The sequence below is a fragment of the Actinomycetospora chlora genome (assembly GCF_039542135.1).
Taxonomy (GTDB): Bacteria; Actinomycetota; Actinomycetes; order Mycobacteriales; family Pseudonocardiaceae; genus Actinomycetospora; species Actinomycetospora chlora.
In genome coordinates this window covers 165,056-190,662 of sequence record NZ_BAABHO010000003.1, presented here as the reverse complement: position 1 = coordinate 190,662, position 25,607 = coordinate 165,056, and the positions used below count along the sequence as shown (strand labels likewise).

The following is a 25,607-nucleotide window of genomic DNA, read 5'->3' as shown; positions in this document are numbered from 1 at the left end:
GGGTGACCTCGCCCCCGGCCGCCGCGGGCCGTGCGCCGACGTTCGTCCCGGTGCTCGCGCTGGCCGGCATCACCGTCTCGCTGCAGCAGACGCTGGTGGTGCCGCTCGTCCCGCAGTTCCCCCGGCTGCTCGGCGCGCCCGCCGCGGACACCGCGTGGGTCGTCACCGCGACGCTGCTGACGGCGGCGGTCGCCGTACCGATCGTCGGGCGGCTCGCCGACATGGTGGGCAAGCGCCGGATGCTGGTCGTCTGCCTCGTGACGCTGATCGCCGGCTCGGTGGTGGCGGCGCTGTCGACGTCGCTGGTCCCGCTCGTCGTCGGGCGCGCGCTGCAGGGGCTGGCGACCGGCGTCATCCCGCTCGGGATCAGTCTCATGCGCGACGAGCTGCCGCCCGAGCGCCTAGGGTCGGCCACGGCGCTGATGAGCGCCTCGCTGGGCGTCGGCGGTGCGCTCGGCCTCCCGCTGGCGGCGCTGATCGCCCAGACCGCCGACTGGCACGTCCTGTTCTGGGCCGCCGGCGGCCTGGGCGCCGTCGTGCTCGCAGGCGTCCTCGCGCTCGTGCCCGAGTCGGCGCAGCGGGCCGGCGGGCGCTTCGACCTCGTCGGCGCGGTCGGCCTCGCGGTCGCGTTGGTGTGCCTGCTGTTGGCCGTGTCGAAGGGCGGCACGTGGGGCTGGGGCAGCGCCACCACCGTCACGCTGTTCGTCGCCGCCGCTGTCGTCCTGCTGGCCTGGGCGTGGTGGGAGCTGCGCACCCGCCAGCCCCTGGTCGACCTGCGGGTCAGCCGGCGACGTCAGGTGCTGCTGACCAACACCGCGTCGGTGGTCATGGGCTTCTCGATGTTCGCGATGTCGCTGGTCTACCCGCAGCTCCTGCAGCTGCCGACGTCCACCGGCTACGGGCTCGGGCAGTCGATCCTCGTCGCCGGCCTCGTCCTCGCGCCCGGCGGCCTGTGCATGATGGCGATGTCACCGGTGTCGGCGCGCATCAGCGCGACGTCGGGCCCGCGCACCACGCTCATGCTGGGCGCGTTCGTGGTCGCCGTGGGCTACGGCGTCGGCGCGGTGTTCCACGGCTCGGTGTGGGAGCTGGTCGCCAGCTCGGTCGTCATCGCCTGCGGCATCGGCCTCGGCTACGGCGCCATGCCCTCGCTGATCATGGCAGCGGTGCCGGTGGAGCAGACGGCCGCGGCCAACAGCCTCAACAACCTCATGCGCGCGCTCGGCACGTCGGTCGCCAGCGCGGTGGCCGGTGTCCTGCTCGCCTCGCTCGTCAGCGAGGCCGGTGTCCCCACGGAGACGGCGTTCGTCGTCGTCATGGTGCTCGGCGCGGGTGCGGCCGTCGTGGCGATCGCCGTCGTCGCCGGCGTCCCGCGGCAGCGCCCGGTCGCGCGGACGGCGCAGACCGGCCCGGCCGCCGCAGCGCCGGAGCCGGAGCTCCCCCTGCTGCGCGGCGTCGTGCGCCACGGCGACGAGCCCGCCGCGGGTGCGGTGCTCACCGTCGTCAGCACGGACGGCCACCAGCTCGGCCGGGCGCGGGCGGGGGAGGACGGCGCGTTCTCCCTGCTCCGGGGCGGGGTCGGACGAGCCCACCTGGTGGTCGTGCAGTGGCGCGGGGTCTCCCGCGCCGAGTCGCTGGCCGGCACGGCGGGGACCCGCGAGATCGACCTCACCGAGCCCGCGCGGCCCGCCGCCCCGGCTCGCGCGGCGGTCCCGGGCTAGCTGGTCCCCTCCCCGCGGCTGCGGCTGTTCACCTCGTCGTGCAGCCACCGCGCGACCTCGACCAGCTTGAGGTTGGTGTCCTGCGACGAGCGCACGAGCATCGCGAACGCGCGCTCGTCGTCGACCGAGAAGCGCTCCATGAGGATGCCCTTGGCCTGGCCGATGAGGTCGCGGCTGTCCACCGCGCGCTGCAGGTTGGTCGCGTGCTCGCTGCCGTAGAGCAGCACGGCCGCCTGCACGCCGAACAGACCGGCGGTGACGCGCGCGTCGGCGTCGAACGAGGCGGGCCCGCCCGCGTAGAGGTTGAGCGCCGCGCGCATCCGGCCGGGCTCGTGGCTGAGCTGGGTGGACATCATCGAGTGGTACCCGGCCTCCACGGCCTGCGGGGCGAAGCGCGGCCAGCGCTCCCCGTCGGCCCCGTCCAGGTCGTCGGCGACGACGATGCCGTCGTCGGGGGGCTCTTCGATCGCGGTGATGCAGGGCCCCTCGGCCAGCTCGGCCTGCAGGCGGTCGAGCTTGGTGATGGCGGGGTGGGTCGGGTGCCGGGAGAGGATCTCCCCGTCCTGGGTCACGGAGATCCCGCCGGCGTCCACGCCGGGGATGGTCTCGACCGCGGCGGTGACGATCTCCGTGAGGGTCTGCTCCATGTCGCGGATGGAGCGCTTGGCGGTGAGCTCCCGCGCCGCCTGACGCAGGGACGTCACGAGCGCCTCGTTGGTCTGCATGGTGGTCCCTCCGGTGTTCGGGGACGCTGTCGACCTCTCGCGCTCGTGGTGAACACAAGTCGTTCGTCGGTTGTCCCGGGTAGCCCGGGGCCCCGCCCGGCGAAACGCAGGGCCCCGGTCACTCAGGCCTCCCCGTGCAGGAGGGCGGCGAACGACGGCACGTCGGCGAACGGGTCGTCCGCCGCCGCCGGCGCCCGGGCCGCGACGAGGTCGGCGAGCTCCCCGCCCGCGCGGGTGATCCGTGCGCCCAGCTCGCGGCTGATGCTGGTACCGCCCCAGTCCTCGGCCGCCGCGAACACCCCGGTGGGCACGACCGTCGCGTGCAGGTACGCGAACAGCGGGCGCAGGGCGTGGTCCAGCGCGAGCTGGTGGCGCGCCGTGCCGGCCGTGGCGCCGAGGAGCACCGGCGTCCCGTCGAGCGCGTCGCGGTCCAGGACGTCGACGAACGTCTTGAACAGCCCGCTGTACGACGCCGAGAAGATCGGCGTGACGGCGACCAGGCCGTCGGCGCCGGCGACGGTGTCGAGCACCGGGCGCAGCGACGCGTTCGGGAAGCCGGTGACCAGGTGGTCGGCGAGGTCGCGGGCGTGGTCGCGCAGCTCGACCACCTCGGTGCGGACGTCGACGTCGCGGGCCCGCAGGGCGTCGACCGCGGCGTCGGCCAGCCGGTCGGCCAGCAGGCGCGTGGACGACGGCACCGAGAGCCCGGCGCTGACGACCGCGAGGGTGCGGGTGCTCATCAGGCCGCCACCTCCGGGGTCGCGTCGCGCGCCGCCACGAGGGACTCGTGGGTCGGCGCGTCGGGGACGTGGGCGGGGCGCCGCGCCTCGAACTCCTTCCGGAGCACCGGCACGACCTCCTCGCCGAGGATGTCGAGCTGCTCGAGCACGGTCTTCAGCGGCAGGCCGGCGTGGTCGACGAGGAACAGCTGGCGCTGGTAGTCGCCCACGTACTCGCGGAAGCCCAGCGTGCGGTCGATGACCTCCTGCGGGCTGCCCACCGTCAGCGGCGTCTCGCGGGTGAAGTCCTCCAGCGACGGCCCGTGGCCGTAGACCGGCGCGTTGTCGAAGTACGGCCGGAACTCCCGCACCGCGTCCTGCGAGTTCTTCCGCACGAACACCTGGCCGCCGAGGCCGACGATCGCCTGGTCGGCGGCGCCGTGGCCGTAGTGCTCGAAGCGGCGGCGGTAGAAGTCGACCATGCGCCGGGTGTGGTCGGCGGGCCAGAAGATGTGGTTGTGGAAGAAGCCGTCGCCGTAGTAGGCGGCCTGCTCGGCGATCTCCGGGCTGCGGATCGAGCCGTGCCAGACGAACGGCGCGACGCCGTCGAGCGGGCGCGGCGTGGACGTGAAGCCCTGCAGCGGCGTGCGGAACTTCCCCTCCCAGTCGACCACGTCCTCGTCCCACAGACGCCGCAGCAACGCGTAGTTCTCGACCGCGAGCGGGATGCCCTGCCGGATGTCCTGGCCGAACCAGGGGTAGACCGGCCCCGTGTTGCCGCGGCCCAGCGTGAGGTCGACGCGGCCGCCGGCGAGGTGCTGCAGCATCGCGTAGTCCTCGGCGATCTTCACCGGGTCGTTCGTGGTGATGAGCGTCGTGGCCGTCGACAGCTGCAGCCGCTGCGTGCGGCCGGCGATGTACCCCAGCGTCGTCGTGGGCGACGAGGAGAAGAACGGCGGGTTGTGGTGCTCGCCGAGCGCGAAGACGTCGAGGCCGACCTCCTCGGTCTTCTCCGCGATGCGCAGCACCGCCTGCAGGCGCTCCGCCTCGGTGGGCGTCCGGCCCGTCGTGGGGTCGGCGGTGATGTCGCTGACCGAGAAGACACCGAACTGCATCGCGACCTCCTGATGTTGAAACGTCAACTACAGTACGGCTCAACTCCGAGGAGACCGGCGTTGTTCCCGGCAGTCTCGCGGGCGAGGCGATGGTCCGTTCGGGCGCATGAAGGGACCGTAGGGACCACCCCGTAGCTTCCAGCCAGATCCGCATCGCCGGGGTGTCCGAGGGGACCACACATGCCGTTCGAGAGTCCGGACGTCGAGCTGGAGGATCTCCTGGAGCTCGCGGCCACGGGGAAGTTGCAGCTCCCCGACTTCCAGCGTGGGTGGAAGTGGGACGACGACCGCATCCGCGCCCTGATCGCGAGCGTGGCGCAGGGACACCCCGTCGGCGTGGCGATGACCCTGGAGGTCGGCGGCGGAGGGTCGAACTTCAAGCCCATCCCGATCGCCGGAGTCGACCCGAAGGTCGCCGACGAGCCGGAGCAGCTCCTCCTGGACGGGCAGCAGCGGACGACATCGCTGTACCAGTCGCTGTTCTCGGGCCGGGTCGTGGACACGAAGGACGCGCGCGATCGCCGCATCAAGCGCTGGTACTTCATCGACATCGAGAAGGCCCTGGCCCCGAACGCCGACCTCGAGGACGCCGTCGTCTCCATCCCGGAGGACCTGGTGGTCCGCGAGAACTTCGGCAAGGACGTCGTGACCGACCTGCGCACGACGGAGAAGCAGTGCGAGGCGGGCGCCTTCCCGGCGTGGATCGTCTTCGACAGCGACGCGACCACCGAGTGGATGTGGGCCTACATCGAGGTCGAGCCCGCCAACAAGGATCGGTGGAAGGAGTTCCACAAGAAGGTCCTCAAAGAGATCACCGGCTACAAGGTGCCGGTGATCCGCCTGACGAAGGACACCTCCAAGGAAGCGGTGTGCACCGTCTTCGAGAAGGTCAACACCGGCGGTGTCCCGCTCAACGCTTTCGAACTGCTCACCGCGACCTTCGCCACCGAGGACTTCCCGCTGAAGGGCGATTGGTCCGACCGCCAGGAGCGCCTCCATCGCAAGCCGGTCCTGCGCTCTCTCGAGAGCACGGACTTCCTCCAGGCGATCTCACTGCTCGCGACCGGAGCCCGACGATGTGACGGGCTGATCGAGCCGGGGTCGACGTCCTGCAAGCGCCGCGACATCCTCCGTCTGCGTCTCGAGGACTACCGGCGGTGGGCCGAGCCCGTCACCGAGGCACTGGAGTGGTGCCACCAGTTCCTCGCGCACGAGCACTTCTTCCGCGCCGCCGATCTGCCCTACCGGACACAGCTCGTGCCGCTGGCGGTCATCCGGGTCCTGCTCGGCAAGGACGCCGACGTCTTCGCCACGCGCGCGATGATCCGTCGCTGGTTCTGGTGCGGAGTCCTCGGGGAGATGTACGGGGGGAGCACGGAGACGAGGTTCGCCCGCGACGTCGAGCAGGTCCCGGCGTGGGTGCGGGGCGGCCGGCGTGAGCCGGGCACCGTCAGCGAGGCCGCCTTCTACGCGGCCCGACTCCTCACCCTCAAGACGCGCAACTCGGCCGCCTACAAGGGGGTCTACGCCCTCCTCATGAAGAGGGGATGCCTGGATTGGATCAAGGACCAGCCGATGGGCCTCGCCACGTTCTTCGATTTCAAGATCGATATCCACCACATCTTCCCGAAGGCATGGTGCGACAAGAACGGTGTCGACGATGACCAGCGGGAGAGCATCGTCAACAAGACCGCCATCTCCTTCGACACGAATCGAACGATCGGTGGCGTCGCCCCGTCGTCGTACCTCGCCAAGGTCGAGAAGAAGTCGGGTCTCGAGTCCGCGGAGCTGGACCGGGTGCTCGCTACGCACCTCGTCGACCCCGCTGCGCTGCGGACCGACCGGTTCGAGGACTTCTTCGCCGCCCGCCGAGCCGCCCTGCTGGACCTGATCGCCGAGGCGATGCAGAAGCGGGCCATCGACGACGCGGCGGACGACGCGGCGGAGGCGGCGATGTTTGAGCCGCAGGCCGAGGACCCGGAGGACGAGAGCGCTCTGGTGTCCGATCTCCCGGCGGCGTGACGGTCGGGCACGCGAAACCCGTGTCCTCGGGACACGGGTTCCGCAACCCGGTCCGGCGGCCGGTCAGGTTCCGCAGTAGGTGACGTAGCCCGTGGCCGACGGGTCGCCCTTCGCGTACTCGTCGAGGCCGGGGCGCTCGTCGTAGGGCTGCGTGACGACGTCGACGAGGCGCTCGAACGGGGCGAGGTCACCGGCGATCGCGGCGTCGAGCGCGACCTCGACCTGGTGGTTGCGGGGGATGTAGACCGGGTTGACGCGGTCCATCGCCGCGGCGCTCTGCTCGACCGGCCGGTCCTGGGCCTCCAGCGCCGCGCGCCAGCGGTCGAGCCAGGCGTCGACGGCGTCGCGGTCGACGACGAGGTCGCGCACCGGGGAGACGTCCCCGCGGGCGGCGGCGGACAGGCCGCGGAAGAAGCGGGTGTGGTCGGGGTGCTGCTCGCCCAGCAGCCGCAGGAGGTCCTCGACGAGCTCGCCGTGCTCGTCGGTGAGCCCGGTCTTGGCGTGCAGGCCCGTCGACCGGTGCCGCAGGAAGGTCGCGCCGAAGCCGGAGACGGCGTCGGTGGCGAGCGCGATCGCCGTGTCGGTGTCGTCGTCGATCAGCGTCAGCAGTGACTCGGCGAGCCGGGCCAGGTTCCACTGCACGATCTGCGGCTGGTTGCCGAACGCGTAGCGGCCGCCGTGGTCGATCGAGCTGTAGACCGTCGCCGGGTCGTAGGCGTCGAGGAAGGCGCAGGGGCCGTAGTCGATGGTCTCGCCGGAGATCGTCGTGTTGTCGGTGTTCATGACGCCGTGCACGAAGCCGACGTCCATCCACCGCGCGACGAGCGACGCCTGTGCCTCGACGACGGCCTCGAGCAGCGCGAGCGCCGGGCGCTCTGCGTGGGCGGCGTCCGGGTGGTGCCGGGCGATCGCGTGGTCGGTGAGGCGGCGCAGCAGGTCGGCGTCGCGGGTGGCCGCCGCGTACTGGAACGTGCCGACCCGCAGGTGGCTCGCCGCGGTGCGGGCGAGCACGGCGCCGGGCTGGCGGCGGCCGTCGCGCACGACGGCCTCGCCGGTGGTGGTCACCGCGAGCGAGCGCGTCGTCGGGATGCCGAGCGCGTGCATCGCCTCGCTGATGACGTACTCGCGCAGCATCGGGCCCAGCGGCGCCTTGCCGTCGCCGCCGCGGGCGAACGGCGTGCGCCCGGACCCCTTGAGGTGCAGGTCGTGACGGTGGCCGGCCGGGTCGGTGAGCTCGCCCAGCAGCAGCGCGCGGCCGTCGCCGAGGCGTGGGGAGTAGTTGCCGAACTGGTGCCCGGCGTAGGCCTGCGCCACCGGCGTCGCGCCGGCGGGGACGGCCGCACCCGCGAGGATCGCGACGCCCTCCGGCGAGCGCAGGGCCTCGGCGTCGAGGCCGAGCTCGGCGGCGAGCCCGGCGTTCAGCTCGACCAGCTCCGGCGACGGCGCGGGGTCCGCCTGCCAGGGCCGGTACAACCCTCCGAGGTCGCGGGCGAACCAGTCGTCGAGGGTGACGGGCGACGCGGCGACGGTCATGGATCCGAGGTTAACCACGGCGTGTCCGCCGCATGCCGGACGAGCGTCGTGATCCGGACCAGCGAGGGCGTCGTCGGCGTCGACCCGAAGCCGAACCGCACGGGCGGCGACACGGGGGCGAGCGCGCCCTGGTCGGCGCCCTCGAAGCGGACCCGGGCGTCGGCCACGCGGTGCAGGTCGCGGGCCCCGTAGTACTCGCGGCGCCCGCCGCCGGCCGAGCCGACCGTCCGCACCCCGGGCAGGACGCGGCGCGCCACGACGTCGACGGCGGTGATCCAGGCCGGTGCGGTCGCCAGCCGGCCCGGCACGGCGCGCAGCAACCACCCCAGCGGCGGGCGCCCGCCGACCGTGAGCGCGAGGTCGAGCTCGGCGGTGGCGACGCGGTGCTCGCCGATGCCGACGGTGTGCCTCACCGGGCCCAGGCGGACCTCGTCGAAGGTGTAGGTGGCGGCCACGAAGTCGCGGACCCGCTCGTCGGGCGCGAGCAGGATCCGGTGGCCGTCGGGTCGCTCGACCATGACGTCGGTGAACGCCCCGAACGGCGAGACGGGCCAGTGCCCGACCACCGCGCGCAGCCCGGCGGCCGTGCCGACCCCGGCGATCCAGCCCGCGAACCGGTCCGTGTGCATCCGGGAGGCGTACCCGAAGATGCCGGTGTGGGTGGACGGGTGGAGGGCAAGGTCGCGCTGATCACCGGCGCGGCGCGGGGACTGGGCCGGGCCGGCGCGCTGCTGCTGGCGCGGGAGGGCGCGGACGTCGTCGCCGTCGACGTCTGCGGCCCGCTGCCCGGGGTGGACTACGCGCCGGCGACGCCCGACGACCTCGCCGAGACGGTGGCCGGCGTCGAGCGGGCGGGACGGCGGGCGGTGCCGGTGCAGGTGGACGTGCGCGACGCCGGGGCGCTGCGCACGGCGGTCGGCGAGGCCGTCGGGTGGCTGGGCCGCCTGGACGTCGTGGTGGCGAACGCCGGCATCTGCATCCCGCGCGCCTGGGACCGCGTCACGCCGGAGATCTTCCGCGACACCCTCGACGTCAACGTCACCGGCGTGTGGAACACGATCATGGCCGGCGCCCCGTACCTCGTCGCCGCGGGCGGGGGATCGGTGATCGTCATCAGTTCGGCGGCCGGGCTGAAGGTGCAGCCGTACATGGTCCCCTACACGGCCAGCAAGTGGGCGGTGCGCGGCATGGCGAAGGCGTTCGCGGCCGAGCTCGCGCAGCACCACGTGCGCGTCAACTCCGTGCACCCCACGGGCATGGCGACGGGCATGGGCAGCGAGGCCATGCAGGCCGCGCTGGGCGAGGCGATGGCGGCCGACCCGCGACCGCGGCACATGTTCACCAACATGCTGCCCGTGGACTGGACCGCCCCCGAGGACGTCGCGCAGACGGTGCTGTTCCTGGCCTCGGACGAGTCGCGGTTCATCACCGCGCACGAGGTCGCCCCCGACGCCGGCGTCACGGAATATTGATCCGTTCGGTGGCCCACCGCTCCAGCACGCTGAACGCGGCCTGGTGGCCGAGCGACCCGTCGGGCCCGACGTCGAAGGCGTGGTCGGCGAACGGGACGGTCACCCGCACGGCCTCGACCCCCGACCCGTTCGCGGTCTCGACGAAGCGGGCGGTGCCGCCGGGCGGCACGAGCCGGTCGCGCGCCGGCACGATCGCGAGCACGGGCGGGCCCCCGGGGGCGAGGGCGCTCGCCCCGGCGACGGCCCGGTAGCGGTCGGGCACCTGGTCGGGCGTCCCGCCGGTGTAGGTCAGGGCGGGCCGCTGCCCGCCGCGCCCGTTGGTCCACGTGTCGGCGAGGTCGACGGCCGGGTAGAGGGTCGCGATCGCCCGCGGCACGGGCACGCCGAGCGGTGACGCGCACGCCGACGGCTGGGTGCCCGACGCCGCCCGCTCGCCGACGGTGACCGCGAGCTGTCCGCCGGCCGAGTCGCCGGCCAGCACGATCCGGCGCGGGTCGCCGCCGTCCGCCGCGGCGCGCTCGGCCACCCGCGAGAGCGCGCACGCCACCTGCGGCGCGGCCACGTCCCACGTCGGGCGTCCGGGTGTGGCGAGGGTGTACTCGACGGACACCGCGAGCCAGCCGGCGTCGGCGAACCGGCGCAGGTCGGCGGCGCGGTCGAGCTCGGAGCCGGTGGTCCAGCCGCCGCCGTGCACCCAGACGAGCACCGGGGCCGGCCCGGTCGCGCCGCGCGGGCGGGTGACGGCGAGGTGCAGCAGCGCGCCGTCGGGGCCGGCGCCGTAGACCGGGCGCTCGTCGGGCCCGGCGCCCGCGGGCGGGCCGGACAGCGCCAGCGCGCGCCCCACGTCGACGCTCCCGCCATTCGCCAGCGTCGCGGTCAGCACGGCGCCGACGGCGCCCAGCAGCACGAGCGTGGCGACCGTCGTCACCGCCGCCACGGCCGTCGTCACCCGCCGGACCGTCGCGGGCGCCCACCGCAGCACGCGCAGCAGCACCCACGCCTCGACGCAGGCGACCACCCCGACGAGCGCCAGGAGCGGCCCGTAGACCACGACGACGATCGGGGACGCCCCGGCCCCGAGGAGCTCCGTGGCCGGTGCCACGGCCGTCACCGCGGCGACCACCAGCCCCAGCGCGACGAGGCCGAGCAGCACGAGCGCGGCCACGCGCAGCGCCGTGCGCCACCGCGAGGCCTGGTCCGCCGGCCGCCGGTCCCGCGCGGCCGGCCGGCGTGGTCCTCCCGCGCGGTGGCTGCGCACCCCCTGCGTCGTCACGACGACGAGGGAACCACGGCGACCCGGCGCCCGTCGGTCCCGGACGGGTGGAACGAGGGGTGCGACCGGGCGCGCCGGGGTGGAAGATGCACGCCCGTGGCCAGCACCGTCGCCGATCAGTTGATCGAGGTCCTCGTCCAGGCGGGCGTCCGTCGCATCTACGGGCTCGTGGGGGACAGCCTCAACCCGATCGTGGACGCGGTGCGCCGCTCCGGCGGGGCGGCCGCGGGCGGGATCGACTGGATCCACGTGCACAACGAGGAGGCCGGCGCGCTCGCGGCGGCCGCCGAGGCGCAGCTGACCGGGACGCTCGCCGTCTGCGCCGGCAGCTGCGGGCCCGGGAACACGCACCTGATCCAGGGGCTGTACGACGCGCACCGCTCCGGCGCGCCGGTGCTGGCGATCGCGTCGCACATCCCGTCGACCCAGATCGGCACGCAGTACTTCCAGGAGACCCACCCCGAGCGCCTGTTCGTCGAGTGCTCGTCGTGGTGCGAGCTCATCTCGCGGCCCGAGCAGATGCCCCGCCTGCAGCGCATCGCGATGCAGACCGCGCTCGCCGACCGGGGGGTGTCGGTGCTGGTCCTGCCCGGCGACGTCACGGCGCTGCCCGCCGCGCACGACACCGGCCGGGGCGACCTCGTGGCGCCGTCCTCGGTGGTGACGCCCGCGCCCGACCGCGTCGAGGCGCTGGCCGAGCACATCAACCGCGCCGGGACCGTGACGCTGTTCGTCGGGGCCGGCGTGCGGGAGGCCCGTGACGAGGTGCTCGCGCTGGCGGAGCGGGTGGCGGCGCCGGTGGGCCACTCGCTGGGCGGCAAGGAGTGGATGCAGTACGACAACCCGTACGACGTGGGGATGAGCGGGCTGCTCGGCTACGGCGCCTGCTTCGAGGCGAGCCACGAGGCCGACCTGCTGGTGCTGCTCGGCACCGACTTCCCCTACGACGGCTTCCTGCCGCAGGCGCACACCGTGCAGGTCGACCGCGACGCCCGGCACCTCGGGCGCCGCACGGTGCTCGACCTCGGCGTCGAGGGCGACGTCGGCGTGACCCTGCGGACCCTGCTGCCGCTGGTCACCGAGAAGACCGACCGCACGTTCCTCGACCGCATGCTGCGCCACCACGCCGACGCGCTCGAGCACGTGGTCGAGGCCTACACGCAGCGGGTGGAGGACCACCGCCCGGTGCACCCGGAGTACGTCGCGTCCGTGCTCGACGACGAGCTCGCCGACGACGCCGTCGTCACCGTCGACACCGGGATGTGCAACGTCTGGGCCGCCCGCTACATCACCCCGACCGGCCGGCGGCGGATCGTCGGGTCGTTCCGGCACGGCACGATGGCCTGCGCGCTGCCCCACGCGATCGGGGCGGCGGTCTCGCAGCCGGGCCGCCAGGTCGTGTCGATGTCCGGCGACGGCGGGCTGACGATGCTGATGGGGGAGCTGCTCACGGCCGCCGAGCACGACCTCGACCTCACCGTCGTCGCCTTCAACAACGGGTCACTGGGCATGATCCGCCTCGAGATGATGGTGGCGGGCTTCCCGTCGTTCCAGACCGACCACGGGCCCGCCGACCTCGGCGCGATCGCCGCCGCGGCCGGGCTGCACGCCGCGACGGTCGAGGACCCGGCGGACCTGCGCGGGGCCCTGCGCGCGGCGCTCGACCACCGCGGTCCCTCGCTGGTCGACGTGCGCACCGACCCGAACGCGCTGTCGATCCCGCCGCACATCGCCGCCGAGCAGGTGCGCGGCTTCATGCTCGCGGGCATGCGGACCGTGCTCTCCGGCGGCGTCGGCAAGATGGTCGACCTCGCCCGGTCCAACCTGCGCTCGATCCCGCGCCACCCGCTGCGGTAGTCAGCGGGCCTGCGGGACCGCCCGCGCGTCCTCCTCGCCGGGCCGCCCGGCGCCGCGGCCGCTGCGCGAGCGCGGCGCGTGGACGTGGGTCACGCGGTGGCGCCCGCGCAGGCGCACGACGTCGACCTCGCACCAGTGGGCGTCCTCGTCGCCGCCCGCCCGGGTGATCGCGGCGTCCGAGGCCGCCACGCGGCCGGGCAGGCCCTTGGCGAGGTCGCAGAGCCGGGCGGCCTCGTTCACCGGGTCGCCGATGACCGTGTACTCGTAGCGGCGGGCGTCGCCGATGTTGCCGGCCACGGCCGGCCCCGCGGAGACGGCGATGCCCGCGGTGACGGGCGGGTCGAGGAGGTCGAGGCGCACGGCCAGCGCCCGCGCGGCCGCCAGGGCGGCGGCCGCGGCGTCGTCCATCGCGCTCGGGGCCCCGAACACCGCCAGCGCCGCATCGCCCTCGAACTTGTTGATCCAGCCCTGGTGCCCCTCGACGACGTCGACCACCTCGGCGAAGAACGCGTTGAGGACGCCGACGACCTCCTGCGGGGGCCGGTCGAACGCCATCGCGGTGGATCCGACGAGGTCGACGAACAGCACGGCGACGTCGCGCAGCTCGCCGCCCAGGTCGACGTCGCCGGCGAGGGCGGCCTGCGCGACCTCCCGGCCGACGTGGCGGCCGAACAGCTCGCGGATCTCGTCGCGCTCGCGCAGGCCGCCGGCCATCTCGTTGAAGCCGGCCTGGAGCATGCCGAGCTCGGTGGTGTCGGAGACGGCGACGCGGGTGTCGAGCTCCCCCTCCTGAACGCGGCGCAGGGCGCGGCGGACGTCCATGACGGGCGCGGCGAGCGCCGTCGAGGTCAGCGCCGTGAGCAGGAAGCCGACGGCCAGCGCGATCGCGGCCAGCACGAGGACGACGACGCCCAGGCGCGTCACCGTGTAGTAGTCGCGGAACAGCAACGACGCGGCCGCCGCGAGCGCGATGCCGAGCACCGGCACGCCCGTGCCCAGCACCCACGCGGAGAGGGAGCGGGCGGCCACGCCGGGCAGGAACCCGAGGCGCTCGGGCGGGTCCTCGGCCAGGACGCGGGCCACCTCGGGGCGCAGGGCCAGCTCGCTGAGCCGGTAGCCGACCGCCACGGTCGCGATGCCGCCGAGCGCGACGACGCAGCCCACCGTCAGCGCGACCGTCGCCGACGACAGCGCGTTGAGCGCGGTGAACACCACCACCGCCAGCAGCCACGGCACCGCCTGGACGACGGTGACCCGCACCGCCGCGGACAGGACCGCCCGCCGGGCGATCCCGCGGTGGCGCCGCCAGGCCTCCTCGCCGGCGTCGTCGGCGGGCGGCGGGGGCACGCGGATCCACGCCCAGCCCCACGCGAGCCCGACGATCCCGGCGAGGAGGAGGTAGATCCCGAACGCCCAGAGGTTGCGGCGCAGGGCGTCGTCGATGTCGGGCACGAGCGACTGCGTGGGCAGCAGCCACCCGGCCAGACCGAGCACGATCGCCGCCCCGACGATGTTGGACACCACGACCTGGGCGCCGACCAGCGCCTTCGTCGACGGGCGGAAGTCCTGGTGCACACCGTGCGCACCGTGCCGTCCCGGGTCCTCGGTCACGGGATCCGAGCCTACCGAGGCGGTACCGGTAGTACCGCCTATCCGGCGGACATCACTCGCCGGCGACGGCCGCCCGGCCGGCCTCGAGGCGGGCGACCGGGATGCGGAACGGCGAGCAGGACACGTAGTCCAGGCCGGCGCGGTGGAAGAAGTGCACCGAGTCCGGGTCGCCGCCGTGCTCGCCGCAGATGCCGAGCTTGAGGTCGTGGCGCACCTCGCGGCCCCGCCACGACGCGATCTCGACGAGCTCGCCGACGCCCTCGGTGTCGAGCGACTCGAACGGCGAGACGCCGAAGATGCCGGTCTCGAGGTACTCGGAGAAGAACGAGCTCTCGACGTCGTCGCGGGAGAAGCCCCACGTCGTCTGCGTGAGGTCGTTCGTGCCGAACGAGAAGAACTCCGCGGTCTCGGCGATCTGGGCCGCGACGAGCGCGGCGCGCGGCAGCTCGATCATCGTGCCGATCTGGTGCTCGACCGGCTCGCCGTTCACCAGCGACTCCGGCTCGGCCACGACCTCGGCGATCTCCGCCGCCACCGCCTGCAGCTCCTGCACCGTGCCGACCAGCGGCACCATGATCTCGGGCAGGACGGTGATGCCCTCGGCGGCCAGCGCCGCCGCCGCCCGCGTGATCGCCCGGACCTGCATCGCGTACAGGCCGGGCACCGCGATCCCGAGGCGCACGCCGCGCAGGCCGAGCATCGGGTTCTGCTCGTGGAGGCGGCGCACCGAGGCGAGCAGTTCCTCCTTCTCCTCGGTCAGCTCGCCGCGCTCGCGGGCGACCGCGACCTCGACCGACAGCTCGGTGAGGTCGGGCAGGAACTCGTGCAGCGGCGGGTCGAGCAGCCGGATGGTCACCGGCAGGCCCTCCATCGCCCGGTAGATCGCGGTGAAGTCCTCGATCTGCAGCGGCAGCAGCGCCGCCAGTGCCTTCTCGCGCTCGTCCCGGGTCTCGGCGAGCACGAGCGTCTCCACGAGCTCGCGGCGCTCGCCCAGGAACATGTGCTCGGTGCGGCAGAGCCCCACGCCCTCGGCGCCGAACGTCCGCGCGGTCGCGCAGTCCTCGCCGGTGTCGGCGTTGACGCGCACCTTCAGCCGCCGGCCGCCGTCGGCGTGGCGCATGATCCGGTCCACCGCGGCGACCAGGTCGTCGTTCTCCGCGAGCCCCGTCGAGCCCTCGAAGTAGGACATCACCGGGCTGGCCACCACCGGCACCTCGCCGAGGTAGACCTCGCCGTTGGTGCCGTCGATCGAGAGGGTGTCGCCCTCGACGACCTCGCGCCCGTCCGGCAGCGTGATCTTCTTGCCGCGGACGTCGACCTCGAGCTCCTCGGCGCCGCAGACCGCGGTCTTGCCCATCCCGCGGGCCACGACCGCCGCGTGCGAGGTGCGCCCGCCGCGGCTGGTGAGCACGCCCTGCGCGGCGATCATGCCGTCGAGGTCGTCGGGGGTGGTCTCGCGGCGGACCAGGATGACCTTCTCGCCGGCCTTCGCCCGCCGTACCGCGGTCGGGGAGTCGAACACCGCCACGCCGCCGGCGGCGCCGGGGGAGGCGTTCATGCCGGTGGTCAGCAGCTCCTTGTCGGCATCGCGGTCGAAGCGGGGGAACATCAGCTGCGCGAGCTGGGCGCCGGTGACGCGCTGCAGCGCCTCGTCCATGTCGATGAGGCCCTCGTCGACGAGCTGGCAGGCGACGACGAACGCCGCGGCCGCGGTGCGCTTGCCGACGCGGGTCTGCAGCATCCACAGCTTGCCGCGCTCGATGGTGAACTCGATGTCGCACAGGTCGCGGTAGTGGTTCTCGAGCGTCGACATGATCTCGAGCAGCTGGTCGTAGGAGGCCTTGTCGATCCGCTCGAGCTCGGTGAGCGGCAGCGTGTTGCGGATGCCGGCGACGACGTCCTCGCCCTGCGCGTTCTGCAGGTAGTCGCCGTAGATGCCCTGCTCGCCCGAGGCGGGGTCGCGCGTGAACGCCACGCCGGTGCCCGAGTCCATGCCGAGGTTGCCGAACACCATCGAGCAGACGCTCACCGCGGTGCCGAGGTCGGCGGGGATGCGCTCCTGGCGGCGGTAGACGTTCGCGCGGGGGGAGTTCCACGACTCGAACACCGCGCGGATCGCGAGGTCCATCTGCTCGCGCGGGTCCTGGGGGAACTCCCGGCCCGCGTGCTCGCGCACCACGCCCTTGAACGTCTCCACCAGGGCGGCGAGGTCGTCGGCGTCGAGGTCGAGGTCGTTCGTGGTGTCCTTGGCCTTCTTGGCGGCGTCGAGCGCGTCGCCGAAGTGCTCGGACTCGATCCCGAGGACGGTCGCGCCGAACATCTGCACCAGGCGGCGGTAGGAGTCCCAGGCGAAGCGGTCGTCGCCGGCCTGCTCGGCCAGCCCGCGCACCGAGGAGTCGTTGAGGCCCACGTTGAGGACGGTCTCCATCATCCCGGGCATCGAGAACTTGGCCCCGGACCGCACGGAGACCAGGAGCGGGTCGTCGGCCTGGCCGAGCTGCTTGCCCATCGTCTTCTCGAGGGCGACCAGGTGCTCGGTCACCTCGTCGGCGAGGCCGGCGGGCTCGTGGCCGTCCGCGAGGTAGGCCCGGCAGGCCTCGGTGGTGATGGTGAACCCGGGCGGTACCGGCAGCCCCAGGTTCGTCATCTCGGCGAGGTTGGCGCCCTTGCCCCCGAGCAGGTCCTTCTGGTCCTTGTCGCCCTCGCTGAACGAGTACACGAGCTTGGTCATGCGGGCCCCTCCGTCACCACTGCCGGCACCGACCCGGCCAGCCTGGCCGAGGGGCAGCCCGTCGGCCAGTCCTCGCCCGGGCCCGTGACCGTGACGCTCGGCGCGCAGATGCTGCGCGCCCGGGCCCATTCTTGATTCATTCCAGTTTGGGGGCCAGACTGCGGGGCGAGTGCCACCGCGAGAACCGTGACACCGAACACCCACCGACACCCGGAGGACCACCTCGTGTCCGAGAGCCACGTGACCCGCGAGACGGAGATGAACACCGACCAGGCCGGCGGCTGCCCGGTCCACGGCGGGCGTCTCGCGCACCCGACCGAGGGCGGCGGCAACGTCGACTGGTGGCCGAACCAGCTGAACCTGCGCGTGCTGCGCAGCCACACCGCCGCGTCGAACCCCATGGGCGAGGACTTCGACTACGCCGAGGCGTTCAAGACCGTCGACCTCGACGAGCTCGCGCGCGACGTCGACGAGGTCCTGACCACCTCGCAGGACTGGTGGCCGGCCGACTTCGGCCACTACGGCGGCTTCATGATCCGCATGGCGTGGCACTCGGCCGGCACCTACCGCCTGGCCGACGGCCGCGGCGGCGCCGGCATGGGGATGCAGCGCTTCGCGCCGCTCAACAGCTGGCCGGACAACGGCAACCTCGACAAGGCCCGCCGCCTGCTCTGGCCGGTCAAGCAGAAGTGGGGCAAGAAGGTCTCCTGGGCCGACCTGATGATCTTCACGGGCAACCGCGCCCTGGAGACCATGGGCTTCACCACCTTCGGCTTCGCCGGCGGGCGTCCCGACGTCTGGGAGCCCGACAACGAGACCTACTGGGGCCCGGAGCGCGAGTGGCTCGGCGGCGACGCCCGCTACACCGGCGACCGCCAGCTCGAGCAGCCGCTCGGTGCCTCGCAGATGGGCCTCATCTACGTCAACCCGGAGGGCCCGGACGGCAACCCGGACCCGCTGGCCGCGGCGCGCGACATCCGCGAGACCTTCGGCCGGATGGCGATGAACGACGAGGAGACCGTCGCCCTCATCGCCGGCGGCCACACGTTCGGCAAGACCCACGGCGCGGCCGACCCCGACCAGTTCGTCGGCGCCGAGCCCGAGGGCGCGGACATCACCGAGCAGGGCCTGGGCTGGCACCAGGGCTTCGGCAAGGGCAAGGGTCGCGACACGATCACGTCGGGCCTGGAGGTCACCTGGACCTCGACGCCGGCGCAGTGGAGCAACGCCTACTTCGACAACCTCTTCGGCTACGAGTGGGAGCTGCACAAGTCGCCGGCCGGCGCGTGGCAGTACCGCCCGGTGAACGGCGGCGGCGCGAACACCGTGCCGGACCCGGAGACCGGCGAGCTCACCCGCCAGCCCACGATGCTGGTCACCGACGTCTCGCTGAAGGTCGACCCGGTCTACAAGGAGATCTCGCAGCGGTTCCACCAGAACCCCGAGCAGTTCGCCGAGGCGTTCGCCCGGGCCTGGTTCAAGCTGACCCACCGCGACATGGGCCCGATCCAGCGCTACCTCGGCCCGTGGGTGCCGCAGGAGACGCTGATCTGGCAGGACCCGGTGCCCGCCCACGAGGGCGCGGTGATCGGCTCCGCCGAGATCGCCGACCTCAAGAAGCAGGTCCTCGACGCGGGCCTGACCGTCTCCCAGCTCGTCAAGGCGGCCTGGGCGTCGGCGTCGACGTTCCGCATCGGCGACAAGCGCGGCGGCGCCAACGGCGCGCGCGTGCGTCTCGACCCGCAGATCGACTGGGAGGTCAACGACCCGCAGGAGCTGCGCCGCACGCTCTCCGCGCTCGAGGACGTCCAGAAGTCGTTCAACGCGTCGGGCACGCAGGTCTCGCTGGCCGACCTCATCGTGCTCGGCGGCGTCGCCGCGGTGGAGAAGGCGGCTCGCGACGCCGGCTTCGACGTCACCGTGCCGTTCACCCCGGGCCGCACGGACGCCTCGCTCGAGTGGACCGACGTCGACTCGTTCAGCCACCTCGAGCCCACCGCCGACGGCTTCCGCAACTACCTCGGCAAGGGCCACTCGCTGCCCGCCGAGTACCTGCTGGTCGACCGGGCGAACCTGCTCAACCTCACCGCGCCCGAGATGACCGTCCTCGTGGGCGGCCTGCGGGTGCTGGGGGCGAACACCGGGGGTTCGACCCACGGCGTCCTCACCGAGCGCCCCGGGCAGCTGACGAACGACTTCTTCGTCAACCTGCTCGACATGAACACCCAGTGGGCGAAGATGGCCGAGGAGGACGGCGTCTACGAGGCCCGCGGCGCCGACGGTGAGATCCACTGGACCGGCACCCGCAACGACCTCGTGTTCGGCTCGAACTCCGAGCTGCGCGCGGTCGCGGAGGTCTACGCCAGCGCCGACGCGGCGCAGAAGTTCGTCGAGGACTTCGCGAAGGCGTGGGACAAGGTCATGATGCTGGACCGCTACGACCTGAACTGACGCACGACACCAGAACGCCCCGGCCGTCGCGGCCGGGGCGTTCTGCTGTCCCGGGCCTACTCCTGCGTGGGCAGCCAGGCGCCGTGCAGGCCCAGCGGCACGCGGGCCGGCATCCGCACCCGCGCGACCGGGCCCGAGCCCGGGTCGGCGGCCGGGATGACGACGAACCAGCTCGTGCGGTCGGTGCGGTCGGTCGCGAACGTCACCCACCAGCCCTGCGCGGAGTCGTCGACGCCGGGCTTCGGCACGAAGCAGGGCTCGCCGACCGACAGGTCGCCGGCCTCCCACGTGACGGCCGTCCCGGTGGCCGGTTCGAGGAAGAGCACGGCGTCGAACTCGCCGGTGGTGAGGTCGACGCGGCCGGTCTTCGCGCCGAGCGCGACGACGTCGTGCCGGCGGCCGAGGCGCCGGTCGTCGACGCGGGGGAACTCCATCCCCTGCGGCTCCGTGAGCATCCGTCGCGTGATCGTGCCGCGCGCCGGGTCGATCTCGGCCCGCGCGATGCCGCCGACCAGCGGGGTGTCCCTCGGGGACAGCCCGGCCGGCCGGGACCACTGGACGTAGTCCAGGACGACGCCCCCGTCGGCGCTCTCGTCCACGTCGTAGGCGTTCGCGCTGTGCCACGTCCAGAACACGTCGGAGTGCGCCCAGCGGACCGGGCCGCCGTCGCGCGGGATGAGCGCGACGCGCGTGCCGTCGTCGGGCCGCCACGACAGCAGCGAGCCACCCCGCATGACCGCGGCCACGTCGAAGTACAGCGGCCCGAGCACGAGCACGACGTAGCGCGCGGTGATGGCCATGTCGTGGATCATCACGGGCTCGTCGACGGTCGGGACGGCCGTCGGCGCCCGGCGCGTGCCGCCGTCGGGACCGAGGACCGACCACGTCAGGTAGGGCGGCTCGAGCCCGTAGCAGAAAACGATCATCTCGCCGGTGCGCGGGTCGACCTTCGGATGGGCACAGATCCCCGCGGGGATCGAGCCGCCGAACGTCTCCTTGCCGAGGGTCGCGAGCTCCGGGGACAGCGCGTACGGCGGGTTCGACTCGGCGAGGGCCAGGAGCTTCCCGCCGTGGCGGACGACGTTGATGTCGGGCAGGTCCTTGGTCAGCCCGGCCAGCGAGGGGCCGACCTCGTCGGCCCCCGGCGTGTAGCCCGTCATCAGCCCGCCCCAGAGGGCGCGGCCGGCCGCGATCTCGGCGTCGAGCATCGGGGTGTGCACGAAGCGGTTGCTGTACCGCGCGCGTCCCTCCGAGACGACCAGGCCGTGCACCATGCCGTCGCCCTCGAGGGGGTAGACGTAGGAGCCGAGCGGGGTGAAGCGCGGGTTCGGGCCGTTGCGCAGGTACGTCCCGTCCATGTCGGGCGGGAGCTCGCCGATCACCTCGAGGTCGCCCGCGTCGATCTCGTCGATGACCGGCTCGAAGAGCCCGGAGAGGTGCGGGTCGTGGACGGCGTCGACCGGGGGCGGGCCGGAGGGCACGGTGGTGGTCACGGTGCTCCTCCCGTCAGGCCGACTGGGCCGGGGCCTCGTGGGCGCCGTGGGTGCCGTGGGTGCCGTGCTCGGCCTGGACGCGCGCCCGGACGTGCGCCGGGTACCAGCTGGTGATCTTCACGGCGACGACGATCGCGACGATCGGGATCACCCAGTTGAACACGTCCGGGCTCGCGCCCCAGTAGCCGACGGCCACGTCGCACAGCGCGTTGATGACGAACACGACGCCCCAGAGGCCGGTGAGCACGCGGTTGATCTGCTTGAACGTCGGCGTGCCCCAGACCTCCCGCGGGGCCTCCTTCTTCGCGTAGAACTCGGTGAACGGCCGGCCGACGGCCAGCGAGCCGAGCGCGACCACGGCGATGACGACGCTGGAAAGCAGCTGCGCGCGGTCCTCGATGGGCTGCAGGGCGGCGCGGTCGAGCGTGACGCTCAGGACCAGCAGGACGGCGAAGAACACCAGGGCGGCGGCGTCGAGGATGCTGATCGAGCGGCTGCGGCGCCAGTCCGGCACCGCGAGCACCAGCGAGCACACGAGCGCCGCGAGCGCCGCCCACTCCCAGGTGCTCGGTCCCGCGACGACCGAGAACACGATCCAGGGCACGAAGCCCAGGAAGATGGACGCTTTCTGCACGACGCCTCCAGCCGCTGGTGATGACTCTGCGTCAGCATGAGCGGCCGAGGGTGGAAGATTCAAGGGGAGAGACGCGGATCTGACTCGCCCAGGGTAACGATCTAGGACGACCGACTGGGCCGACCGAGTGTCAGTGGGTCGGGCCCGTGGCGCGGGACGACACCGCGGTGGCCGTCCGCAGGGGGACGCCCCCGACCGCGCGCGGGAGTGGCACGGCGCCGGGCGCGGCCCCGACGAGCACCAGGCCGTCGACCGCGGGGTGCTGGGCGTAGTGCGCGAGGCGGCGGGACAGTGCCTCGTCCACCCCCTCGAGGGCGGCCACGATGCCGATGGAGGCCTCCACCCGGGGGAACGGCTCGGCGACCAGCAGCGGGAGGCGCTCACCGCCGCCGAGGGCGTAGTCCCGCACGGTCACGAGACCGGCCCCGGCGAGGAGCAGCGCGATGACGCTGATCACCGAGGCCGGATCCAGGTGGGGGAACGAGGCGCCCTCGATGAGCTCGACCACGCGCTGGGCCAGCAGGTCCGCGTACACGATCCGCCTCCTCCCGCACGGTGCACGCCCCATGATTCCCTGCCGCGGCCCGTGGGGCGAGCCCTTGCGCCGGCGGGTTGCCGCGACCGTCCCCGCGACCCCGCGCGGAGCCGGGGAGACGGTGGCCGCCCGGTTACCGACGCGGTCCGCCCCGACGCCGCGGCGGAGGATCGGCGAGCGGGCGGGAACGGTTCTCCGGAACCGCTGCGCCGACCACGCGGCGTGGTTTCCGTGGCCGTTCCGCGCGCGATCCCGATCGGGACCCGAACGGCGTCAGCAGGAATGCGTACACGCGCGCAGAATCGCGACCTCCCGCGTCGGTGGAATTGCCGACGCGGGCGCGAGCCCCTGGGCCGGGCGGGTGGGACGCATTGTGCGTCGCGAATCGTCCTCCGCACACTCGCCCGACCGGCACCCGACGGAAGGGGGAGGTCGCGATGCTGGATCTCGGCAAGGGGCGGGGCGGCGCGCCGCGGGGGGTCGGCCGCGCCTGGATGCAGGAGGTCGAGGTCAGCGTCGCGTCCCTGCGCGCCCGCCTGCGGTGTGCGCGCACGACGCGGGGCTCCGACGAGGCGCGGGCCGGCACGGTCGAGACCGTCGACGGGATGCTCGACGCCGCACTCCGGGCGGCGCGGGGTGAGGACCCTCCGCGCCGTCCGGTCCGCAGCTGGTGGCGCGGCACGGACATCGAGGCGGCCTTCGGCCACCTGCACCGGGCCGAGGCCGAGGCCGTCCGCCTCTACACCGACGACGAGGTCGACGCGGAGGTGCCGGCGGCCCTCTCGCGCGTCGAGCTCGCCCTGCACCGCGACGACCCGATCCGGCTCGCGGCGCGCAAGCTCGTGACCATGAAGAACGGGGCGGGTCGCCGGACCTGGCTGCGGCGGGTCGTCGAGGCCGGGCACGAGGCCTCGGACCGGCAGCACACCCGGGTGCGCAACCTGCGCAACGTCATCCTGGTGACGACGCTGCTCATCACCGTGCTGGACGTGGTGTTCGCCGGCATCGCGTTCCTGCGGCCCGCGCTCATCCCGCTCTGTTTCGGGGGACCGCCGTCGGCGCAGCCCCTCGCGTGCCCGACCGGTGACGGCCCGGCGCAGGTGCCCGGGGGCTGGGACCTCGTCGTGGTGGCGCTGCTCGGGCTCCTCGGCGGCTCGCTGTCCGCGGCGGTCTCGATCCGCACGATGCGGGGCACGGCCACGCCCTACGACATCCCGGTGTGCCTCGCGCTGCTGAAGGTGCCGACCGGGGCGCTCACCGCCGTGGGCGCCCTGATCGCGATCCGCGGACAGTTCGTGCCGGGGCTCTCGGCGCTCGACAGCCAGGAACAGATCCTCGCCTACGCCCTCGTGTTCGGCTACGCCCAACAACTGCTGACCGGGATGATCGACCGGCGTGCCCGCGACGTGCTCGACAACCTCGCGGGCCCCAAGGATCCGGAACAGAAACGGCCCGAGATCGAGCTGGTGCCGCGCACGGCGGCGCCACGCGACGCGCACTGACGCCGCGCGGGGAACGCCTGTCAGGGACGGCGCGCGGCAACGAGGTGCGCGGTCATCGCGGTGGTCCAGGGACCCGCGCCGAACCGGTCGGTCATCGCCGCCGCGACCCGGGCGACGGTCGCGTCGAGGTCCCCCCGGCGGGCGAGGTCGGCGCGCATGGGGGTGCCCGTGCAGATGCCGACGGCGATGTCCGCCGCGTCGTCGGCGGTGCCCTCGAGGGTGAGCGTGTCCACCTCGACGTCGGTGAAGCCGCCGGCGCGCAGGTCGTCGGCGACGCGCGCGGGGTCGGCGTAGCCGTGCGGCACCGTCGCGAGGAACGGCGGCACCTCGCCGGGGACGACGTCCTCGAGCGCGTCCACCACCGCCTGCCCGAAGCCGTGCGTCGGGAGCGTGCCCCACGCGCTGAACACGAAACGCCCGTCCGGGGCGAGGACGCGCGCGACCTCGGCGAAGCCGGCCGGCTTGTCCGGCAGGAACATCACGCCGAAGCCGCACGCGACGAGGTCGAACGCGCCGTCGGGGAACGGCAGGTCCGCCGCGTCGGCGACCCGCCAGATGGGTCCGGGCACCCGCGCGGACGCCAGCGCCACCATCGCCTCGTTGAGGTCGGTCGCGGTGATCTCCGTGTCGGGCAGGGCGGCCACCAGCTCCGCGGTGACGACACCGGTGCCCGCCGCGAGCTCGAGGATCCGGGTGGGCACGGACGTCGCCGCCCGCCGGGCCAGCTCGCGCGCGAACGGGCGGAACACCGGCTCCACCAGGCAGCGCTCGTAGACCTCCGGCATCGACCCGACCCACGTCACGTCCGCGTCCACGCCCACGGTTGTCCCAGGAGCGGTGCGGCGGGACAAGGGCCGGAGGGCCCGCGACGTCGGTGCCGCGCTACCGGGGCGCCGCCCACGGCGCCTCGTCGCGCGACACGACGTGGCTGCCGGCGCCGACGGCGAGGATCACCAGCAGCCCGAGCAGCAGGGCCGCCCCGGCGTCAACGCCCACCACGAGCAGGCCGCCGGCGACGACCCCGGCCACGAACGCCAGCAGCGCGAGCACGCGCCGCAGCACCAGCGGGTCGCGGCGCCCGCCGCCGTGCTCGGTGAGCAGCCCGATCGTCGTCAGCGTGAGCACGGCGGTGAGGAGGTCGGGCACCTTGAGGTGGCGGATCAGCGCGAGCTGGGCGCCCATCGAGGCGGCGAGCAGGGCCGTCACCGCCAGCCGCGGCGTCGTGCCCAGGGGGCCATCGACGAGCACGACCACGAGCGTCACGGGCACCGCGAGCGTCGTCTTGGTGATCGCGGTGTCGCGGACGGCCCGCCCGCGGTGTCCGGCGTGCCGGCAGACCCGCGCGCCGACGACCGCCCCGACCACGAACCCGGCGACGGCCATCGCCGGCGAGACGATCGAGCCCGCGCCGGCCAGCCCGAGCCCGAGGAAGACGATGTTGCCGGTGATCGCGGCGACGAAGACGTGGTCGAGCGCGAGGATGCTGGTCGCGTCGACGATCCCGGCGAGGAACGTGAACGCCAGGAGCATCGCGGGCAGCGGCCCGTCCCGGTCGTCGACGAGCGCGCCGCGCAGCGTCGTGCCGGCGCCGGTCACGGCTGCTCCGTCGCCGCGAGCCCGTCGCGCACCAGGCGCTGCGCGGCGTCGATGACGCCGTCGAGCGAGCCGCGCGCCGGGTCCCACCACTCCGCGGTCCAGTTGAGCGCGCCGAGCACGACCATCAGCGCGGTGCCGGGATCGAGGCCGGGGTCGAGGTCCCCCTCCGCGCGCACCTGCGCCACGAGCGCGCGCCACACGTCGACGTAGTCGCGCTGGGCCTGGCGGTGCCGCTCGCGCATGGCCTCCGGCAGCTGCGGCACCGTGCGCACGGCCGCCGCCGCGTGGTCGGAGTGCGTGAGCAGGGTGCGCAGGTGCGCGGCCACGGCGATCCCGAGCCGGTCGATCGCGCGCAGGTCCGGCGGTGCGGCGTCGAGCGCCTCGGACACCAGCGAGCGCGCCCGGTGCAGTCCGACGGCGACGGCCTCGTCGATGAGCTCGTCGCGGCTGGCGAAGTAGTAGTAGATCGCCGGCGCCTGCACCTGCGCGACCTCGGCGACGTCGGACAGCCGCGTGCCCGCGTAGCCCCGGCGCACCAGGACGTGCGCCGCGGCGTCCACCACGCGCCGGCGGGTCCGGGCCGACTTGGTGTCGCGCGCGGTCTCGGTCACGCGGGC

At 73.8% G+C, this 25,607-nt stretch carries 20 protein-coding genes; 6 read left to right on the top strand and 14 right to left on the bottom strand.

What is annotated here, in order from left to right; genetic code table 11:
• Positions 1-2 precede the first annotated feature (2 nt).
• Complete coding sequence (locus ABD994_RS03175) at positions 3-1,721, top strand: MFS transporter (RefSeq protein ID WP_425550007.1); 1,719 nt, start codon at positions 3-5, stop codon at positions 1,719-1,721.
• On the opposite strand, the gene ABD994_RS03170 is transcribed toward ABD994_RS03175, so the two are convergent.
• The 3 genes from ABD994_RS03170 to ABD994_RS03160 form a co-directional block, all read right to left on the bottom strand.
• A complete protein-coding gene (locus tag ABD994_RS03170; protein WP_345410933.1) occupies positions 1,718-2,446 on the bottom strand; it encodes a GAF and ANTAR domain-containing protein in 729 nt (242 codons plus the stop codon). The genes ABD994_RS03175 and ABD994_RS03170 overlap by 4 nt on opposite strands.
• Positions 2,447-2,568: 122 nt before the next feature.
• Positions 2,569-3,186 carry an FMN reductase gene (locus ABD994_RS03165; RefSeq protein WP_345410932.1) on the bottom strand — a complete coding sequence of 206 codons (618 nt, stop codon included), beginning with the start codon at positions 3,184-3,186 and terminating at the stop codon, positions 2,569-2,571.
• Positions 3,186-4,280, bottom strand: coding sequence for an LLM class flavin-dependent oxidoreductase (locus ABD994_RS03160; protein WP_345410931.1), 1,095 nt, complete (start codon positions 4,278-4,280; stop codon positions 3,186-3,188). Before ABD994_RS03160 ends, ABD994_RS03165 begins: the two co-directional genes overlap by 1 nt.
• Before the next feature lie 180 nt (positions 4,281-4,460).
• On the opposite strand from ABD994_RS03160, the gene ABD994_RS03155 reads away from it, so the two are divergent.
• The gene (locus tag ABD994_RS03155) at positions 4,461-6,302 is read left to right on the top strand and encodes a GmrSD restriction endonuclease domain-containing protein (protein WP_345410929.1); all 1,842 of its coding nucleotides are present in this window, start codon (positions 4,461-4,463) and stop codon (positions 6,300-6,302) included.
• A 63-nt stretch (positions 6,303-6,365) separates the two neighbouring features.
• On the opposite strand, the gene ABD994_RS03150 is transcribed toward ABD994_RS03155, so the two are convergent.
• Positions 6,366-7,835, bottom strand: coding sequence for a protein adenylyltransferase SelO (locus ABD994_RS03150; RefSeq protein WP_345410928.1), 1,470 nt, complete (start codon positions 7,833-7,835; stop codon positions 6,366-6,368).
• A complete protein-coding gene (locus ABD994_RS03145; RefSeq protein ID WP_345410927.1) occupies positions 7,832-8,464 on the bottom strand; it encodes a hypothetical protein in 633 nt (210 codons plus the stop codon). Before ABD994_RS03145 ends, ABD994_RS03150 begins: the two co-directional genes overlap by 4 nt.
• A gap of 27 nt (positions 8,465-8,491) precedes the next feature.
• Here ABD994_RS03145 and ABD994_RS03140 point away from each other — a divergent pair, with 27 nt between their 5' ends.
• Positions 8,492-9,307: a mycofactocin-coupled SDR family oxidoreductase gene (locus tag ABD994_RS03140; RefSeq protein ID WP_345410926.1), complete on the top strand. Its 816-nt coding sequence runs from the start codon at positions 8,492-8,494 to the stop codon at positions 9,305-9,307.
• Here the strand turns inward: ABD994_RS03140 and ABD994_RS03135 are convergent.
• Complete coding sequence (locus ABD994_RS03135) at positions 9,294-10,580, bottom strand: alpha/beta hydrolase (protein ID WP_345410925.1); 1,287 nt, start codon at positions 10,578-10,580, stop codon at positions 9,294-9,296. The two genes, ABD994_RS03140 and ABD994_RS03135, sit on opposite strands and share 14 nt — an antisense overlap.
• A gap of 96 nt (positions 10,581-10,676) precedes the next feature.
• Here ABD994_RS03135 and ABD994_RS03130 point away from each other — a divergent pair, with 96 nt between their 5' ends.
• On the top strand, positions 10,677-12,437 hold the full coding sequence (locus ABD994_RS03130; RefSeq protein WP_345410924.1) for a pyruvate dehydrogenase: 1,761 nt from the start codon (positions 10,677-10,679) through the stop codon (positions 12,435-12,437).
• Here ABD994_RS03130 and ABD994_RS03125 read toward each other — a convergent pair whose 3' ends face one another.
• Both ABD994_RS03125 and ppdK read right to left on the bottom strand, forming a co-directional pair.
• Complete coding sequence (locus ABD994_RS03125; RefSeq protein ID WP_345410923.1) at positions 12,438-14,048, bottom strand: adenylate/guanylate cyclase domain-containing protein; 1,611 nt, start codon at positions 14,046-14,048, stop codon at positions 12,438-12,440.
• A gap of 52 nt (positions 14,049-14,100) precedes the next feature.
• Positions 14,101-16,779, bottom strand: coding sequence for a pyruvate, phosphate dikinase (gene ppdK, locus ABD994_RS03120; protein WP_345410922.1), 2,679 nt, complete (start codon positions 16,777-16,779; stop codon positions 14,101-14,103).
• Between the two features lie 258 nt (positions 16,780-17,037).
• Between ppdK and katG the strand changes: the two genes are divergently transcribed.
• On the top strand, positions 17,038-19,230 hold the full coding sequence (gene katG / locus ABD994_RS03115) for a catalase/peroxidase HPI (RefSeq protein WP_345410950.1): 2,193 nt from the start codon (positions 17,038-17,040) through the stop codon (positions 19,228-19,230).
• A gap of 56 nt (positions 19,231-19,286) precedes the next feature.
• Here katG and ABD994_RS03110 read toward each other — a convergent pair whose 3' ends face one another.
• From ABD994_RS03110 to ABD994_RS03100, 3 genes are all read right to left on the bottom strand, one after another.
• The gene (locus ABD994_RS03110) at positions 19,287-20,723 is read right to left on the bottom strand and encodes a carotenoid oxygenase family protein (RefSeq protein WP_345410921.1); all 1,437 of its coding nucleotides are present in this window, start codon (positions 20,721-20,723) and stop codon (positions 19,287-19,289) included.
• A 13-nt stretch (positions 20,724-20,736) separates the two neighbouring features.
• Positions 20,737-21,357, bottom strand: coding sequence for a DUF3159 domain-containing protein (locus tag ABD994_RS03105; RefSeq protein ID WP_345410920.1), 621 nt, complete (start codon positions 21,355-21,357; stop codon positions 20,737-20,739).
• 130 nt (positions 21,358-21,487) lie between these two features.
• On the bottom strand, positions 21,488-21,892 hold the full coding sequence (locus ABD994_RS03100; protein WP_345410919.1) for a hypothetical protein: 405 nt from the start codon (positions 21,890-21,892) through the stop codon (positions 21,488-21,490).
• A 437-nt stretch (positions 21,893-22,329) separates the two neighbouring features.
• Here ABD994_RS03100 and ABD994_RS03095 point away from each other — a divergent pair, with 437 nt between their 5' ends.
• Positions 22,330-23,394, top strand: a complete 1,065-nt coding sequence (locus tag ABD994_RS03095; RefSeq protein ID WP_345410918.1) for a hypothetical protein — start codon at positions 22,330-22,332, stop codon at positions 23,392-23,394.
• Positions 23,395-23,414: 20 nt separating this feature from the next.
• Here ABD994_RS03095 and ABD994_RS03090 read toward each other — a convergent pair whose 3' ends face one another.
• The 3 genes from ABD994_RS03090 to ABD994_RS03080 form a co-directional block, all read right to left on the bottom strand.
• Positions 23,415-24,209, bottom strand: coding sequence for a class I SAM-dependent methyltransferase (locus ABD994_RS03090; protein ID WP_345410917.1), 795 nt, complete (start codon positions 24,207-24,209; stop codon positions 23,415-23,417).
• Between the two features lie 67 nt (positions 24,210-24,276).
• Positions 24,277-24,990, bottom strand: a complete 714-nt coding sequence (locus ABD994_RS03085; protein ID WP_345410915.1) for a YoaK family protein — start codon at positions 24,988-24,990, stop codon at positions 24,277-24,279.
• Complete coding sequence (locus ABD994_RS03080) at positions 24,987-25,601, bottom strand: TetR-type transcription factor C-terminal domain-containing protein (RefSeq protein ID WP_345410914.1); 615 nt, start codon at positions 25,599-25,601, stop codon at positions 24,987-24,989. Before ABD994_RS03080 ends, ABD994_RS03085 begins: the two co-directional genes overlap by 4 nt.
• Positions 25,602-25,607 lie beyond the last annotated feature (6 nt).